Below are 15,153 nucleotides of genomic sequence, written 5' to 3' on the forward strand. Positions count from 1 at the left end.
AAACCGGGCCGCTATGCTGGTTAACTGCCTTGCGGATAGAAGCGTTCCCCCTGCTCAGCCATGCGCTGCAGGCGTTCACAAGGAGCAAAATATTCACCGTATTGCTGTTGCAGATAGCGCAGGGTTTTTACCACCTTCTCTGCGCCCAGCTCATCCATATAGCGGAACGGGCCACCAAGGAACGGCGGGAAACCAATGCCAAACACCGCACCGATATCACCGTCACGTGCGCTGCGGATCACACCCTCATCCAGGCAACGCGCCGCCTCGTTAAGCATCATCATCACACAGCGTTGGGCGATCACCGCATGTTGAATATGCGCCTTGGCGGTGATACCCAGCAGCGGATAGATGCTGCTGTCTGCGCTCTTGCGTTTCTGGCGTGACCTGCTGCCCTCGGCTGGATACAGATAAAAACCACGGCCATTCTTGCGCCCTTTGCGGCCGTCTTTCAGCACTGCGTCGAACGCTGCCGGAGCGGCAAAGCGTGGCCCCAGTTCCGCCGTCAGGATCGGGATAATCTTGGTACCGACGTCAATACCCACTTCATCCAACAGCATGATGGGGCCCACAGGGAAACCAAAATCGACCAAAGCCTTATCCACCGATTCGATCGGCTCGCCTTCCAGCAGACAACGCGCCGCCTCATTAATATAAGGGGCAAGAATACGGTTGACGTAAAAACCAGCGCGATCGGCGACCACGATCGCCGTTTTCCCCTGCTTGTGGGCCAGAGCAACGGTGGTGGCAATGGTTTGTTCGCTGGTAGTGGCATGCGGGATCACTTCGACCAACGGCATTTTATCCACCGGGCTAAAGTAGTGCAGACCAATAACCTGCTGCGGCCTGGCTGCCTGCGCCGCAATTTGGCCGATCGGCAATGATGAGGTGTTGGAGGCGAATACGGTATGCGGTGCGGCATACTGTTCAATATCGGCCACCATCTGTTGCTTGAGCGCGATATCTTCAAACACGGCCTCCACCACGATGTCGACCCGCTCAAAACCGCTGTAATCGGTGCTGCCGGAAATCAGCATCATCTGTTTCTGACGCTCTGCCGGACGCATGCGTTTGCTACGTACCCGTTTGCCCAACAGATCCCAGGTGTATTTCAACGCATGGTTGATACCCTGCTCATTCACATCTTTAATGCGCACCGGTAGCCCACCACGGGTCGCCGTGACGCAGGCGATACCGCCGCCCATCAAACCACCGCCAAGTACGCCGACGCGCTGTAATTCATGGGGCTGAGCATCCCCGCCGCGCTCTTTTTTCAGCGCCGTAGAGGCAAAAAACAGGCTGCGTAATGCGGCAGACTGTGGCGACATTGCCAGTTCACCGAAGGCGCGGGCCTCCGCTTCATAGCCGCTGGCACTGCCCTGATCCAGACCGGTGCGCACCACCTGAATAATACGTTCCGCTGCCGGGTAGTTACCGTGGGTTTTCTCCAGGGTCTTCTTACGCACGATGCTGAACAGCAGGCTTCTGCCCAACGGACCGTTGAGCAGGCGTTCCTGCCACGGTAACGCACGGCGCGATTTCCAACCCTGTTTTACACGCTCAATGGCGGTTTGCAGCAGAATGGATTGCGGTACGGCCTCGTCCACCAGGCCCATACGCAGCGCCTGACGCGCGCGAACGTGTCTGCCCGTCAGCATCATATCCAACGCTTTGCTGGCACCAATCAGGCGAGGTAAGCGCTGAGTGCCACCAGAGCCAGGCAACAAGCCTAGCTGGACTTCCGGCAGGCCGAGCGCCGTTTTGTCATCCAGCGAGCAGACGCGGCTATGGCAGGCCAGTGCCAACTCCAGCCCGCCCCCAAGGCAAGCACCGTGAATGGCGGCAACCACCGGCACAGGGAACGCGGCAATCTGTGCCAGCGTGCTCTGCCCCTTCTTCGCCAGCGTCTGTGCCTCTTGAGCCGTATGGCACGCGGCAATCATGGTGATATCTGCACCGGCAATAAAGGAATCTGGCTTGCCGGACAGGATCACCAAGCCTTCCAGGGTGGCAAGCTGCTGTGCCTTGAGCAGCACGTCGTTGATCTGCTCAACAAACTCCGCCTTCAGCGTATTGACCTTCTCCCCCGGCACATCGATGGTGATCACGCCAATATTGTCCGGGCGTAAGGTCAGATGAAATGCCGAAGGCTTGGCACGCTGTTCGTGCAATGCGTTCTCGAAACTCATTTGTCCACCTCCACGATCATCGCCGCTCCCAAGCCCCCGGCCGCGCAGGCAGTGGCCAGCCCCAAACCGCCACCGCGCCGTTTAAGCTCGTGCAGAGTCTGGGTGATCATGCGCGCGCCGGTCGCGGCGAACGGGTGGCCATAGGCGATGGAGCCACCCAACACGTTGAATTTTTCCATATCCACCTCACCGATCGCCTGCTCACGCCCCAGCTTCTGCTGGGCAAACTCGGTGCTGGCGAACATTTTCAGGTTGGCCAGCGTTTGCGCCGCAAAGGCTTCGTGCATATCGATCAGGATCAGGTCGGCCAGGGTAATACCAGCACGATCCAGCGCCAACGGGGTGGCATAGGAAGGACCGAGCAGCATATCTTCCCACACATCAATGGCGGCAAAGGCGAAGCTGCGCAGGTAGCCTAGAGGCTCCAGGCCGAGTTCTTTAGCACGGGATTCGCTCATCATCAGCACCGCTGCCGCACCATCGGTCAGTGGCGTACTGTTGGCGGCCGTGACGGTACCGTGGCGGCGATCGAATGCCGGTTTTAAGCGGGCATAAGACTCCAGGCTGGAATCTTTGCGGACGTTGTTGTCTTCGGCCAGCGGGGTTTTATACGGCGGCACATAGGCGGTCATCACTTCATCGCGCAACAACCCCTGCTCCCAGGCTTTGGCGGCCAGTTGATGCGAGCGGTGTGCCAAGGCATCCTGCTGCTCGCGAGTAATGCCGTGGGTTTTCGCCATTTGCTCGGCGGTATCCCCCATGCGCAGACCGGTTGAGTATTCCGCCACGGCGGGTGGCACCGGCATCAGATCGCGGAACTTAAGCTTACTGAACAGCTTCAGGCGCTGTGACAGCGTGCGGGCCTTGTTGACGTCAACCAATGTGCGAGCCAGCGCCTTGCTAACGCCAATCGGCAGCACAGAGGAAGAATCCGCCCCACCGGCAATGCCAACACTGATGCTGCCAGCCATGATACTTTCCGCCACGTTGGCAATCGCCTGGAAACTGGTGGCACAGGCACGTGAAACGCTATAGGCATCGGTGTGTACGCTCATGCCGGTGCCAAGCACAATTTCCCGCGCAATGTTAGGCGCTTCAGGCATTTGTACCACCTGGCCAAATACCAATTGCTCGATCAGGGCGGGATCGATGCCGCTACGCGCCAGCAGCTCGCTCACCGCAGTCTTGCCAAGATCGACCGCAGGTATACCGTGATAAGCGGTAGCCTGCTTGGCGAAAGGGGTACGCAGCCCTTGAACGATGGCGATACGGTCGCCGAGACGGGTAACCAGCGGCAATGCCTTACTCATAAACGCTCCTGAAGAGAGGCCGTCAACACAACGGACAAAAAGAGGTCTGACCTGATGAGGTCATTGTTAACCAAATGTTTACATTTGGCAAACCGGTAGAAGTGAAAACTGAGAGCGGGAGCAACTTTCTGGTAGGGGGTAAAGCGGTGCGGATACCAGCAGGGGCGCATATTACGCCCCTACGGGATCGGGTCGGGATTAACGCAGGCCGAGCTGGAAGATCATGGTTTCTGCCTGGCAAGAGAAGGTGAAATCCACATCCAGTTGCACGCCGCCGTCAACCGGTTTAATGCTACTGCTGATGTCACAAGGATCGGACTCCACGCCGCGCGCCTTTTCAGTCAGTGCTGCCAGGGTTTGCTCTGCATCTTGCTGATTGGCAAACACTCGGCTGTAGGAAGCGGTGCAATCGGTGTTATCCATCACGGTTCCGACATCGACACAGCAGCAGGCCGCAGTTTCCTGAGCGTTACATTTATTGATTGCATCTGACATAGTTGAAATCTCCTCACGGGCCGCGGTTAAGCTCGCCCAAATAGCCATTTATGATCTGGCGCAAATAAACAAAATTCTGTGTTTATTTTACTCCTCGGGCTTGCCAATCACTAGCCTTACTTTTTGTAAGCATTTTAAGTGACGGAAATCACATAACTAAATCGCCACCTGGTAAAAAAACATAAGAGTTTTGTTATGTATCGGTCGTTTTTTGTTATGTGGATCTCTTTTCTGATATCAATTTGGAAATATTTCAAAAACAAACTTGCAACATCTTAACAGGTCGGACCTATAATTCAGCCACTGGTCTGATTTGTCAGATTGATAACGGACCCTACAATCGCGCGCTCCATGTTACTTTGTGTAACATTGTTTAAATAATAAACACATAAAATGAGGTTTTGGTCATGAGCCAGAAAAACCTATTCACTAAATCAGCTCTCGCAGCTGCAGTGGCAATTATTTCTTCAAACGTATATGCCGCAGGATTCCAGCTGAACGAGTTTTCGGCGGCTGGTTTAGGGCGAGCCTATTCTGGCGAAGGCGCAATGGCGGATACCGCTGCCTCGGCAAGTCGTAACCCAGCAACCATGATGATGTTTGACCGCCCTTCTCTCACTGCGGGCGCCGTTTTTATTGACCCAGACGTTAACATTACCGGCACCTCACCTTCAGGCCGCAGCCTGGATGCGAAGAACATTGCCCCGACCGCCTGGGTACCCAACCTGCACTACATTCAACCGCTGAATGACCAATGGGCAGTCGGCGCTTCCGTGACCAGCAACTATGGCCTGGCCACCGAATACAACGAAGGCTACACCGCTGGCTCCGTCGGCGGTACTACCGACCTGACTACCGCCAATATCAACCTGAGCGCCGCTTACCGTCTGAACCAACACTTCAGCTTCGGTCTGGGCTTTGATGCGGTGTATGCCAAAGCCAAAATCGATCGCTACGCCGGTGATTTACCACTGCTGATCGCAGGTTCAGGACAACTGCCTCCGGCGCTGGCTGGCCAGGTAGCTCAAATCCCTGCTGATACCCAGATTTCTCATCTGGAAGGCAATAAATGGGGCTATGGCTGGAACGCGGGCGTGCTGTATGAAGTGGATGAAAACAACCGCTACGGCTTTACCTACCGTTCTGAAGTGAAAATCGACTTTGACGGTGACTACAGAAGCAGCCTGCCTTCTGCCTTTAATCCTCTGCTCGGCAAACTTGGCCTGCCAATGGGAACCGACGGCAACAACGTCCCAGGTTCTCTGACCCTGAATCTGCCAGAAATGTGGGAAGTTTCCGGGTATAACAAAGTGGCACCACAGTGGGCGATCCACTACAGCATGGCCTACACCAGCTGGAGCCAGTTCCAGGAGCTGAAAGCGACCGACAGCAACGGTAACACCCTGTTCCAGAAGCATGAAGGCTTCCGTGATGCTTACCGCATCGCGCTGGGTACTACCTACTTCTACGACGATAACTGGACCTTCCGTGGCGGTATCGCCTTCGACGATAGCCCGGTACCTGCGGAAAACCGCTCTATCTCGATCCCGGATCAAGATCGCACCTGGATCAGCGCCGGTACCACTTACGCGTTCAATAAAGATGCGTCTGTCGACGTCGGGGTGTCTTACATGCACGGCCAGAAAGTGACTATCAACGAAGGCCCATACACCTTCGAATCTAAGGGTTCAGCTTGGTTGTACGGTGCTGGCTTCAACTACCGTTTCTAATCTGTCTTCCTAAACAGAGACGTAAAAACGGCGGGATAATCCCGCCGTTTTTTATTCTATTAACCCCATCCAGTCGTAACTCAGGAAAGGCTTACCGTCGTGATGCTGTGCTCAGTTGGCGGTGCATACGACTCCGGTTTTTGGTCCGTAATTTCTTCCTGCACGACTACAGCGTCAGGCTCTGCCAACGGAGCAACTGGCTGCGCCTGGGGTAAAGCCGCGGTCAACGCCTGCAATGAACCGCCGCTGATACCGATTTCCTGGAGCAGGGAATCGATAACCGGGGCGTGCGTGCGGTAAGCGAGCGCGGCAGACATCGCCTGCTCGGCCAGGTTGCCGCCGCCGACCGAAGCCGCCGTCGCACCTGCAGCACCGCCAGAACGGTTCAACCCATCAACCTGCAGGATCTTGATGCCGTCGATAGCCTTCATCGGCTCAACGGACTTCTCGATAATCGCCGGCAGTGCCTGCAGCAACGCCAGTTTGAACTTCAGGCTGGTCTGATCGCTGGAAAGCATGTTGACCGCTTCGTTCAACGCGCGCTGGGTTTCCGCCTCTGCCAAGCCTTTCTTACGCGCGGCTTCGGCCAGTTCAATGATGGCAGCAGCCTGCAATTCAGCCGCCTCTTTCTCCGCACGGGCTTTCAGCGTCAGTTGCATCGCCTCGGTTTCCGCCCCTTGACGGGCTTCGATCAGAGCAACCTGTTTAGCACGATCGGCTTCGGCGGTCTGGCGCGTGGTTTCCACGTTTTGCTCCGCTTTCACCGCTTCGGTCAACGCATCATTAGCGCGCGCCTGGGCCTGGGACTGTTGCTCAGACTTGGCAGCAATGGCGATGGCCTTATCCTGTTCGGCAATTTCCGTCACTTTTTTCTGCTCGATGGCAGCCATTTCCGTGACTTTATTCTGCTCGATCTCTTTGACGCGGATTTCACGCTCCGCCTCTACCTTACGGGTCCGTACCGCCTGCTCACGCTCGATTTCCGCCTCCTGAATCTGGCGCTCGGCGGAAATGCGGCTCTGCTCGGCCTCGCGGCGGCGTTCCGCTTCGAAGGTGGCGATCCGGGAGCTTTGCTCGGCGCTGCGGGTTTTGACCTGCTGCTCCTGCTCAAGCGACATGAAGGCTTCCTGCTGCTCGATCTCCAGCTTGCGTGACATGGCATCGCGGTTTTTCTCGCGTACTGCGACCTCCACGTCTTGCTCAACTTCGTTACGCTCGCGGCGACGGCGTTCGGTTTCCTGCGTCAGCTTGGTCAGACCTTCAGCATCGAAGGCGTTGTTAGGGTCGAAATACTCTTTCGAGGTCTGGTTAAAGTTGGTCAGCGATACGCTTTCCAGCTCCAGGCCGTTTTTCGCCAGATCTTCAGATACCGTGCTCTGCACGCCCTGCACGAAGTTTTCGCGCGTGTCTTGCAGGTCTTGCATGGTCATCTGCGCTGCGGTGGAGCGTAAGGCGTCGACAAACTTGTCTTCCACCAGTTGGCGCAGATCTTCCGGTGACAGCGTACGCTGGCCCAAAGTCTGTGCGGCAGTGGAAATCCCTTCAATGGTCGGTTGCACGCGGACAAAAAATGCCACCACCACGTCGACGCGCATTCTGTCCTTGGTGATCAGGCTGTCGTGCATGGCACGGCTGACCTCCAGTTTCAGGGTCTTCATGTTGATTTCAACAATCTCATGAAACACCGGCAGGGAGATAGCACCACCGCTCAGCACGACCTTAAGCCCGCCCAGACCGGTACGCACCAACGACTGTTCCGCCGAGGCGCGGCGATACAGGCGTGAAAAAATCAGTCCGATGATCAGCAGGACAACAAAGATGCCACCCGCAATCGAACCCCAAAACGTAAGACCATCACTAATTATCACCAGGGTTACCTCTCCATAAGCATTATCAAAATAATTCCGTTAAAACCGTGTTCACAGCAGGTCCGGCCAAGGGTTGGCGCTGCCGCTGAATCGGGATCCGGAGATGCGCGCCGTAACCAGCACCTTGGCTCCACGCACAAAGGCGACATCCTCCTCATCCGGCTCGATCAAAATGTAATGGGTACGCCCATGCTCGTCAGTCAACCTGGCTTCTGCCGGGGAGCCAACCGTAGCCGTTGCGCTGGTCATAATTGCCATCCGGCCAATAAAGCTGTCTGTGGAAACTGCGCTGCTTTCGTCACGTGGCAAGTAGCGAGCAATGCCACGGCCACACCAGCGCACGCTGAATACTGCGACAATAAAGGCAACGATCACCGCCAGCCACACCGGTAGTTCACCGCCTGCCAACCATTGCAGTATCAGGCCACTCAGTGAAAAACCGCCGAGAAACAGCACGATGATGACCAGCAGCGGCAAGCGCCCGATATGCAGCCAGCTCAGACCATGAGCGAAAACGTTCTCACCCAAGGTAATATCCGGATGGGAGTCTATAGCTGCATCGAAATGGCTGGAAAGAGAAGCACCGAGAAACACCGCCAGCGTTTCCAGCACGCCGATAAACAGCAGCAGGAGCAGAGCGATCAAGAAAGGGGCATTGCCTGAAGAAAGTAGGTCCATATTGGCGTTCTCCGTGCGCATCACAGCGAAAATATCGCGGCAGCAGAAAACCGGCAGGAAAGAGGGTACAAAACGCGGTAAAAGGTGATGCTGTAATCCGCTATAAACGATCCTTGTTCCACACCAGTCGGTTACCAAGCCACGGGCTCTGCCTTCCATGTAACCAGCGGCAGTCGCCTGGCGCAGATTTTAGCATTTACTGCCCCACCATCCCAGAAAATCCTCAGTAAAAATGATTATCATTTGCATAAAAAAAGGATCCCTAAATTTCCGGGATCCTTTTTCAAACGCTATTCACCGCAGGATAAGCTGAAAAAAACCTAATCTTTAGTTGGCAGAGTCGATCTCGTCCAGATCGCCCTGGATCGCCTTGGCATTCGGGTTTTCCTGCGGCTTGAGCACTCCGCCATTCGCCAGGAAGTCATGGCGTTGGAAATAGGCGTCACGCATCATCGCATAGGGATCGGAAGAGTTGCGCAGCAACCCATCGGAATCCAGCAGTTGAGCACGGGTTTCAACCCCTTCCACTACCCATTTACCCGCCGACATCCAGAAGGTGAGATAGCTCAGCACCGGATAAACGCTATCCGCCCAGTCGCCACCGTCTTCACGAATGGTGAAGCTGCCGTAGACCGGTAAGTGGACATACGGGCCGTAACCGACGCCGTAGTTCCCCAAGGTGCCACCGAAGCGGCGTGGTTCTTCACGCGCCAGTTTCGGGTTGGCCATACCGGCCACGTCGATCAGCCCGCCCATCCCCAACAGAGTGTTGAGGAAGAAACGGTTGAAGTGCTTCATGCCCTGATAAGGATTACCACGCAGAAATTCGTTCACCATGCTGGCTGGCTCTTCCAGGTTGGAAGTAAAGTTGCTCAAGCCATTACGCGCAGGCGTCGGGACGTAATCGCGCCATACCACCGCGACCGGGCGCAGCACGTAGGGATCCATCACGTTATAGTTGAAGTTAAACATCGCCCGGTTAAACCCTTCAAGAGGGTCGGAACGCCCTTGCGGATCGTCACCAGGCGAGCTGGCACAGCCTACCAATAACACCGTTGCGAAAGCCAGCCCAGTCAGGCGAAAGTTCATATATTTCTCCATGAAAACCCTTGGATTCTTTTTATCAGGGAACCTGTTTATCAATCTGAACGCTGACCTGTTCCTTGCCGCTATAGGCTTGCAGCGTACTATCGCCAAACCAGTCGCCCGCCTGCGGCGTTGCCAGACCATCCTGTGAAAGCCTGACGTGCACCTTCACCTTCTGCTGAGCGGAAAGCAGACGCTCAGGCATCATGGCGTTGCTGTCATCCAATGTGAATGATAGCGGGAAACGACTCAGTGGCAATTGCTTAACCGCTACCGGCACCGGGTTGGTTCCATCGGTAACCGAAACGATCAGCGTTCCTTGTTGTGGTAATGCTTTTGCCGCCTCTGGCGACAGCGTGACAGTGACGGAGAGTTTAACAGTTTCTGCGCCCACCTGAACTTTTGCTTGTTCAATGCTGCGCTTTATCACTGCAACACGCTGGTCATCGGCGGGTAACAGTTTCAACATTACCTGCCAGGCACCGATCGCCTGTTGGTAATCGCCCTGCTCAAAGGAGTTGAACGCCAGCAGGCTCAGGACGCGCACGTTAGTGTGATCTTCTGCCACCATGGTACGCAGCATCGCGGTGGCCTGCTTGTTGTCTTCCGGATCGCCAGAGCGCGTCAGCACTTCGGCATAGCCTAGGCGCACTTCCATATTGCTCGGATCCAGGCTGTAAGCATGAGCAAAGGCCTGGGTCGCAGTGGTGGCATTATTCAACGCCATCCCGACACGGCCAAGCATCATCCAGTCGTTCAGATTCCTGTCATCGTCCTGCAACGAGGTGCGTAAGCCCAAGCCAAGACGGGCGATCTCTTCCATGCTCAGCGGTTGGGCACGCTCATTGGCCACCCGCGCGCGCAGTTCTGGCATTTGGGATTCTACCTGATGCCAGGCCATAACCTGAGCCAAACCGCCGGTTTTCAGATAAAAGCCAACCGATACCACCACCAGCACCATCACGCCAGGCACTAAAGCCCAACGATTGATGGGCCGTGCAGGCTGCTCATCCGGTTGCCCAGGAATATCGTTCAGCAAGTTCTGTTGCAGCTCTTTGACCAGCTCCGGGCGTTCCGCAACTACCCCTTGATCTTCATCTTGTGCCAGCTCGTCAAGGCGATCCTGGTAGAACGCCTTGTTGAGCGTATCGCGGCTGGCCGCCGTACTTTCTTTGCCTTGGCGCATCGCGGGTACGACCAGCAACGCGCTCGCACCGACCAACAGCACTATAATTATCAGCCAAAAAGCCATTAGGGTTTCTTCCTGTCAGTCTCTTTCAACAACGCCGCAAGACGCTGCTGCTCCTGCTCGGAGAATTCCTCGTTGACTACGCCCGCCCGACGTTGACGGGTACGCAGTATCACCACCGCCCCGCCAATCAGCACAAACAGCAGCGGCCCGACCCACAAGATCAAGGTTGCTGGCGTCACCGGGGGTTCATAGGTCACAAAATTACCGTAGCGCGCCACCATATAGTCGATGACCTGCTGCTTGTCTTGCCCCTGCATCATCAGCTCATACACCTTAGTGCGCATATCCGCCGCGATGATGGCGTTGGAATCGGCAATGCTGTTGTTCTGGCATTTAGGGCAGCGCAGTTGTTCGGTCAACTCACGGTATTGCTGTTCCTGCTCTACCGAATTGAATTTGTAGGTATCGATGGCAGCAGCAGCACTCCAGCTTAGCAATGCCGCCACCAGTAAGGTTATCAGCCTCATGCGTCGCCCCCATATTTACGGTACAGCGGTAACACTTCCTGCTGCCAGACACGCTCGTTCATGTCCCCGGCGTGGCGGTAGCGGATAATACCTTCACCGTCGATCAAGAAGGTCTCAGGTGCGCCATACACGCCGAGATCGAGTCCCAGCATGCCATCGCCGTCGTACAGGCTCAGCGCATAAGGGTTACCCAACTGATTGAGCCAAACCACCGCCTTCTGGCGATCGTCTTTATAGTTTAGCCCGACTACGCGGATGCCTTTGGCCGCCAGAGTATTGAGATACTCGTGCTCCGCCCGACAGGTGGGGCACCAGGTCGCCCACACGTTAAGCAATATCGGTTTGCCCGTGCGCAGCACCGCCTGATCGAAGGTTTTACCTGGATGTTCCAGGGATTCCAACTTGAAGGTCGGCACCGGTTTACCAATCAGCGCAGACTCCAGCATGGTGGGATCTTCCCCGCCGGCGTTACGCGTCAGCTGCACCAACAAAGCCACCACTAACAGCAGGAACAGGATTAACGGAATAAATAACAGTTTGCGGTTCATGCCTGCCCCCCTTGTTTGGCTTCACGTTTGAGTTTTTTGCTCATGCGATAGCGCGGATCGAGAATACACAACACGCCGCCAATCGCCATAAACACCCCACCGAACCAGATCCAGCGGACAAAAGGTTTGTAGTAAAGCCGCACTGCCCAGGAGCCATCGTCCAGCTCTTCACCCAACGCGGCGTACAGATCGCGCGTCAGGCCACCGTCGATGGCGGCTTCCGTCATCATGCTGCGCGCCACGCTGTAATAGCGTTTTTCCGCACGCAAGGTGGCTTCTGCCTTACCGTTGCGGGTAACATCGATAATCCCGACTCCGCCGGTATAGTTTGAACCGCGGATATCGTGAACGTCGCGGAAGATGAAGCGATAGTCGTGAATTTCCACGCTATCACCGGCCTTCATGCGCACATCACGCTCAACGCTGTAGTTTTGGCTGAAAGCGATCCCAATCACCGTGACCGCCACGCCCAGATGGCCTAACACCATGCCCCAATGGCTACGGGAAAGGTGTTTGAGCCCCTGCCAGAAACCGTGGCGATGGGTGGCTCGCTCGTGCAGCTCCATCAGGGTCAACAGGATCACCCAGATGGCCATGATCAACCCAACCACCGTCATGCCGACGATACTGTCTTGCAGCAGCCAAGGCAGCAGGATTGACAGCACCAGCGTGATCACCAGCGCCACGCCCAGGCGACGCCAGAGCTTGGTGGGTTCATCACGACGCCAGCGCACCAACGGCCCGATGCCCAGCAGCAGCGCCAGCGGTGCCATCAGCCAGGTAAACATGGTGTTGAAGAAAGGCTCGCCGATGGAAATACTGCCCAGCCCCAACTGTTTATGCACCAACGGCAACAAGGTCCCCAACAGCACCACCAGCATGGCGGCGATCAGCAAGACGTTGTTGCCCAACAGGAAGGTTTCCCGCGAGAAGGTTTCATGCTGCACCCGGCTACGCACCTGCCCGCCCTTCACGGCATACAGCAACAGCGAGCCGCCAATCACGATCACCAGATAGGCGAGGATAAACATCCCGCGCGCCGGATCGGAGGCAAAGGAGTGAACGGAAACCAGTACGCCAGAACGCACCAGGAAGGTGCCCAACAGACACAGGGAGAAGGCAGTGATCGCCAGCAGCACCGTCCAGGCTTTGAAGGTCCCGCGTTTTTCGGTGACCGCCAGCGAGTGCATCAAGGCCGTACCGGCCAGCCAAGGCATAAAGGAGGCGTTTTCGACCGGATCCCAGAACCACCAGCCGCCCCAGCCCAGCTCATAGTAAGCCCATGCTGACCCCAACACGATGCCCATGGTCAGGAAGACCCAGGCCGCCGTAGTCCACGGACGCGACCAACGAGCCCAAGCAGTATCGAGCCGCCCGGCCATCAGTGAGGCAATGGCGAAGGCAAAGGCCACCGAGAACCCCACGTAGCCCATATACAGCAACGGCGGGTGGAAGATCAGCCCGATATCCTGCAACAGCGGGTTAAGGTCGCCCCCGTCGATCGGGAAACTCGGCAAGGTGCGGGTAAACGGGTTGGAGGTCATAATGATGAACAGCAAGAACCCGGCGGTGATCATCCCCATCACCGACAACACACGCGCCACGGCATCCTGCGGCATTGCACGGCTGTATATGGCAACAGCCAGTGACCAGCAACTCAGCAGCAACACCCACAGCAGCAGGGAACCTTCGTGCGCTCCCCACGTTGCCGCAATGCGGTAATACACCGGTAGCTTGGTGTTGGAGTTGGCTGCTACATAGGAGACGGTAAAATCATTGGTAATAAACGCATACACCAGGCAGGCAAATGCCAGGGCGATGGTGATAAACATGCCATAGGTTAACGGGCGGGCTACCGCCATCATGCGCGTATCATGGCGCGCCGCTCCCCATTGCGGATAAATGCTCAGCAGCAACGAAATCGCCAACGCCAGGCACAGCAGAAAACTTCCGAGTTCCGGCATCATGACTTGTTGCCCTCGTCCGGCGAATTGCTATAGGTAGCGGCCGGGCTTTTATGATTCTCTTTCATGGCATCCGCAACTTCTGGTGGCGTATATTTTTCATCGTGTTTGGCCAATACTTCGCGCGCATTGACCACGTTACCTTCCCCCAACACGCCTTGTGCCACTACGCCCTGCCCCTCACGGAACAGATCCGGCAAAATCCCGTTGTAGGTTACTTCGATGGCCCCGCGGGCGTCATAGACCTTGAAGCTCACCTGCAGGCTTTGCTGATCGCGTTTGACCGAACCAGGCATCACCATGCCACCGATACGCAGGCGCTGGCCCACCTCCGGCTTTTCATGTTTTTCGCCCTTGCCTTGCAGGATCTCACTCGGGGTATAGAACAGGTCGATATTCGAGCGCAAGGCATACAGCATCAGCGTAGCGGTAAGCGCAACGCCAATCAGTACGACAACGACCAGATAGAGGCGGCTTTTACGACGTGGATTCACTGTGATTTCTCCCGCGAGTTAACAGACTGCGGTGTGGCCGCTGCTTGCTTTGACTGTTGTGACTGACGGATACGCCGTTCACGTGATGCTTGGCGGCTGACCTCGGCCAGTAGTTGCTTGCGCTGCCACAGGGTGTGGACCAATAGCCCCAGCAAGGAAAGCAGAGTTGCGGCCACGGCCAACCAAACGTAAAACGCGTAACCGCCCATGGCGAAAAACGCCTGCCAGGAACTGAATGCAGCATTCATGACTGACGCTCCTTGTTAACCAATTCGGCGACCCAAGGGCGCTGACGTTCCTGGAAAAGGATCAGGTTGCGCAGGCGCATCAAGGTCAGCGTAATAAAGAACAACAGGTAACCGAAGATCGCCCAACGCAGCGGGTAACGCATGCTTGGCGCAATGCTCTGCTGCATATTGGTTGAGCCCTGGTGGAGGGTATTCCACCATTCGACCGAGAAGTGAATAATCGGAATGTTGATCACCCCCACCAGCACCAGAATACCGGCGGCTCGTCCGGCCAGGCGGCGATCGTCGAAAGCGTTATACAACGCAATGATGCCCATATAAAGGAACAGCAACACCAGCTCCGAGGTTAGGCGTGCGTCCCACACCCACCAGGTGCCCCACATCGGTTTGCCCCAGGCAGATCCGGTGACCAGTGCAATAAAGGTGAACACCGCGCCGACCGGAGCCATGGCCGCGACCACGGTATCGGACATTTTCATCTGCCAGACCAGGCCGATAAACGCCGCTATCGCCATTGAGCCATAAATGCCCATCGACCAGATGGCCGCCGGAACATGAATGTACATGATACGGAAGCTGTCACCCTGTTGATAATCTTTAGGTGCGAAACCAAAGCCCCACACCCAGCCGACCAGCAGACAGATGGCGCCCGCTATCCCCAACCAGGGGACAAAGCGGCCACAGACATGGTACAGCCGTTCCGGCCTGGCAAATTGATGTAACCATTTCCACATTGTCGTCATTGCTCACGGTAAGAAATCATTCGGTAGCCGCTCCCTGATGGCAGAACGGCGAAAGTCTTGCGCACGGAAAAGCTCTTAGAG

General features: G+C 56.2%; 14 protein-coding genes. 1 reads left to right on the plus strand and 13 read right to left on the minus strand.

All coding sequences use genetic code 11. The features are described from left to right. Positions 1 to 20: 20 nt before the first annotated feature. From fadJ to D9980_RS12230, 3 genes are all read right to left on the minus strand, one after another. On the minus strand, positions 21 to 2,189 hold the full coding sequence (gene fadJ / locus D9980_RS12220; RefSeq protein ID WP_121607426.1) for a fatty acid oxidation complex subunit alpha FadJ: 2,169 nt from the start codon (positions 2,187 to 2,189) through the stop codon (positions 21 to 23). After that, on the minus strand, positions 2,186 to 3,499 hold the full coding sequence (gene fadI, locus D9980_RS12225; protein ID WP_121607427.1) for an acetyl-CoA C-acyltransferase FadI: 1,314 nt from the start codon (positions 3,497 to 3,499) through the stop codon (positions 2,186 to 2,188). Before fadI ends, fadJ begins: the two co-directional genes overlap by 4 nt. 198 nt (positions 3,500 to 3,697) lie before the next feature. Continuing rightward, complete coding sequence (locus tag D9980_RS12230; protein ID WP_021806065.1) at positions 3,698 to 3,994, minus strand: YfcZ/YiiS family protein; 297 nt, start codon at positions 3,992 to 3,994, stop codon at positions 3,698 to 3,700. Positions 3,995 to 4,401: 407 nt separating this feature from the next. Here D9980_RS12230 and fadL point away from each other — a divergent pair, with 407 nt between their 5' ends. After that, positions 4,402 to 5,724: a long-chain fatty acid transporter FadL gene (fadL, locus tag D9980_RS12235; protein WP_121607428.1), complete on the plus strand. Its 1,323-nt coding sequence runs from the start codon at positions 4,402 to 4,404 to the stop codon at positions 5,722 to 5,724. Between the two features lie 80 nt (positions 5,725 to 5,804). Here fadL and D9980_RS12240 read toward each other — a convergent pair whose 3' ends face one another. The 10 genes from D9980_RS12240 to D9980_RS12285 all read right to left on the minus strand — a co-directional run bounded on the left by D9980_RS12240 (position 5,805) and on the right by D9980_RS12285 (position 15,063). Next, complete coding sequence (locus D9980_RS12240; RefSeq protein ID WP_238393711.1) at positions 5,805 to 7,592, minus strand: flotillin family protein; 1,788 nt, start codon at positions 7,590 to 7,592, stop codon at positions 5,805 to 5,807. Between the two features lie 51 nt (positions 7,593 to 7,643). Further along, positions 7,644 to 8,270 carry an OB-fold-containig protein gene (locus D9980_RS12245; protein ID WP_162304261.1) on the minus strand — a complete coding sequence of 209 codons (627 nt, stop codon included), beginning with the start codon at positions 8,268 to 8,270 and terminating at the stop codon, positions 7,644 to 7,646. 327 nt (positions 8,271 to 8,597) lie between these two features. Then, positions 8,598 to 9,359 carry a phospholipid-binding lipoprotein MlaA gene (gene mlaA, locus D9980_RS12250; protein WP_024485089.1) on the minus strand — a complete coding sequence of 254 codons (762 nt, stop codon included), beginning with the start codon at positions 9,357 to 9,359 and terminating at the stop codon, positions 8,598 to 8,600. Between the two features lie 34 nt (positions 9,360 to 9,393). Beyond that, positions 9,394 to 10,608 (minus strand): c-type cytochrome biogenesis protein CcmI, encoded by a 1,215-nt coding sequence (gene ccmI / locus D9980_RS12255; protein ID WP_121607431.1) that lies wholly within the window; start codon positions 10,606 to 10,608, stop codon positions 9,394 to 9,396. Next, entirely contained in the window at positions 10,608 to 11,075 is a 468-nt protein-coding gene (locus D9980_RS12260) for a cytochrome c-type biogenesis protein (protein WP_021178626.1), read from the minus strand. The genes ccmI and D9980_RS12260 overlap by 1 nt, the downstream gene beginning before the upstream one ends. Then, entirely contained in the window at positions 11,072 to 11,623 is a 552-nt protein-coding gene (locus D9980_RS12265; RefSeq protein WP_021178627.1) for a DsbE family thiol:disulfide interchange protein, read from the minus strand. Before D9980_RS12265 ends, D9980_RS12260 begins: the two co-directional genes overlap by 4 nt. Further along, positions 11,620 to 13,590: a heme lyase CcmF/NrfE family subunit gene (locus D9980_RS12270; RefSeq protein WP_121607432.1), complete on the minus strand. Its 1,971-nt coding sequence runs from the start codon at positions 13,588 to 13,590 to the stop codon at positions 11,620 to 11,622. The genes D9980_RS12265 and D9980_RS12270 overlap by 4 nt, the downstream gene beginning before the upstream one ends. Further along, complete coding sequence (ccmE, locus tag D9980_RS12275) at positions 13,587 to 14,081, minus strand: cytochrome c maturation protein CcmE (protein WP_024485093.1); 495 nt, start codon at positions 14,079 to 14,081, stop codon at positions 13,587 to 13,589. The genes D9980_RS12270 and ccmE overlap by 4 nt, the downstream gene beginning before the upstream one ends. Beyond that, positions 14,078 to 14,329 (minus strand): heme exporter protein CcmD, encoded by a 252-nt coding sequence (gene ccmD / locus D9980_RS12280; protein WP_065683034.1) that lies wholly within the window; start codon positions 14,327 to 14,329, stop codon positions 14,078 to 14,080. Before ccmD ends, ccmE begins: the two co-directional genes overlap by 4 nt. Next, positions 14,326 to 15,063, minus strand: coding sequence for a heme ABC transporter permease (locus tag D9980_RS12285; RefSeq protein ID WP_024485095.1), 738 nt, complete (start codon positions 15,061 to 15,063; stop codon positions 14,326 to 14,328). Before D9980_RS12285 ends, ccmD begins: the two co-directional genes overlap by 4 nt. Positions 15,064 to 15,153: the final 90 nt, after the last annotated feature.

Origin of the sequence: Serratia sp. 3ACOL1, from assembly GCF_003668775.1 — a bacterium.
In the GTDB taxonomy this organism is placed as follows: domain Bacteria; phylum Pseudomonadota; class Gammaproteobacteria; order Enterobacterales; family Enterobacteriaceae; genus Chania; species Chania fonticola.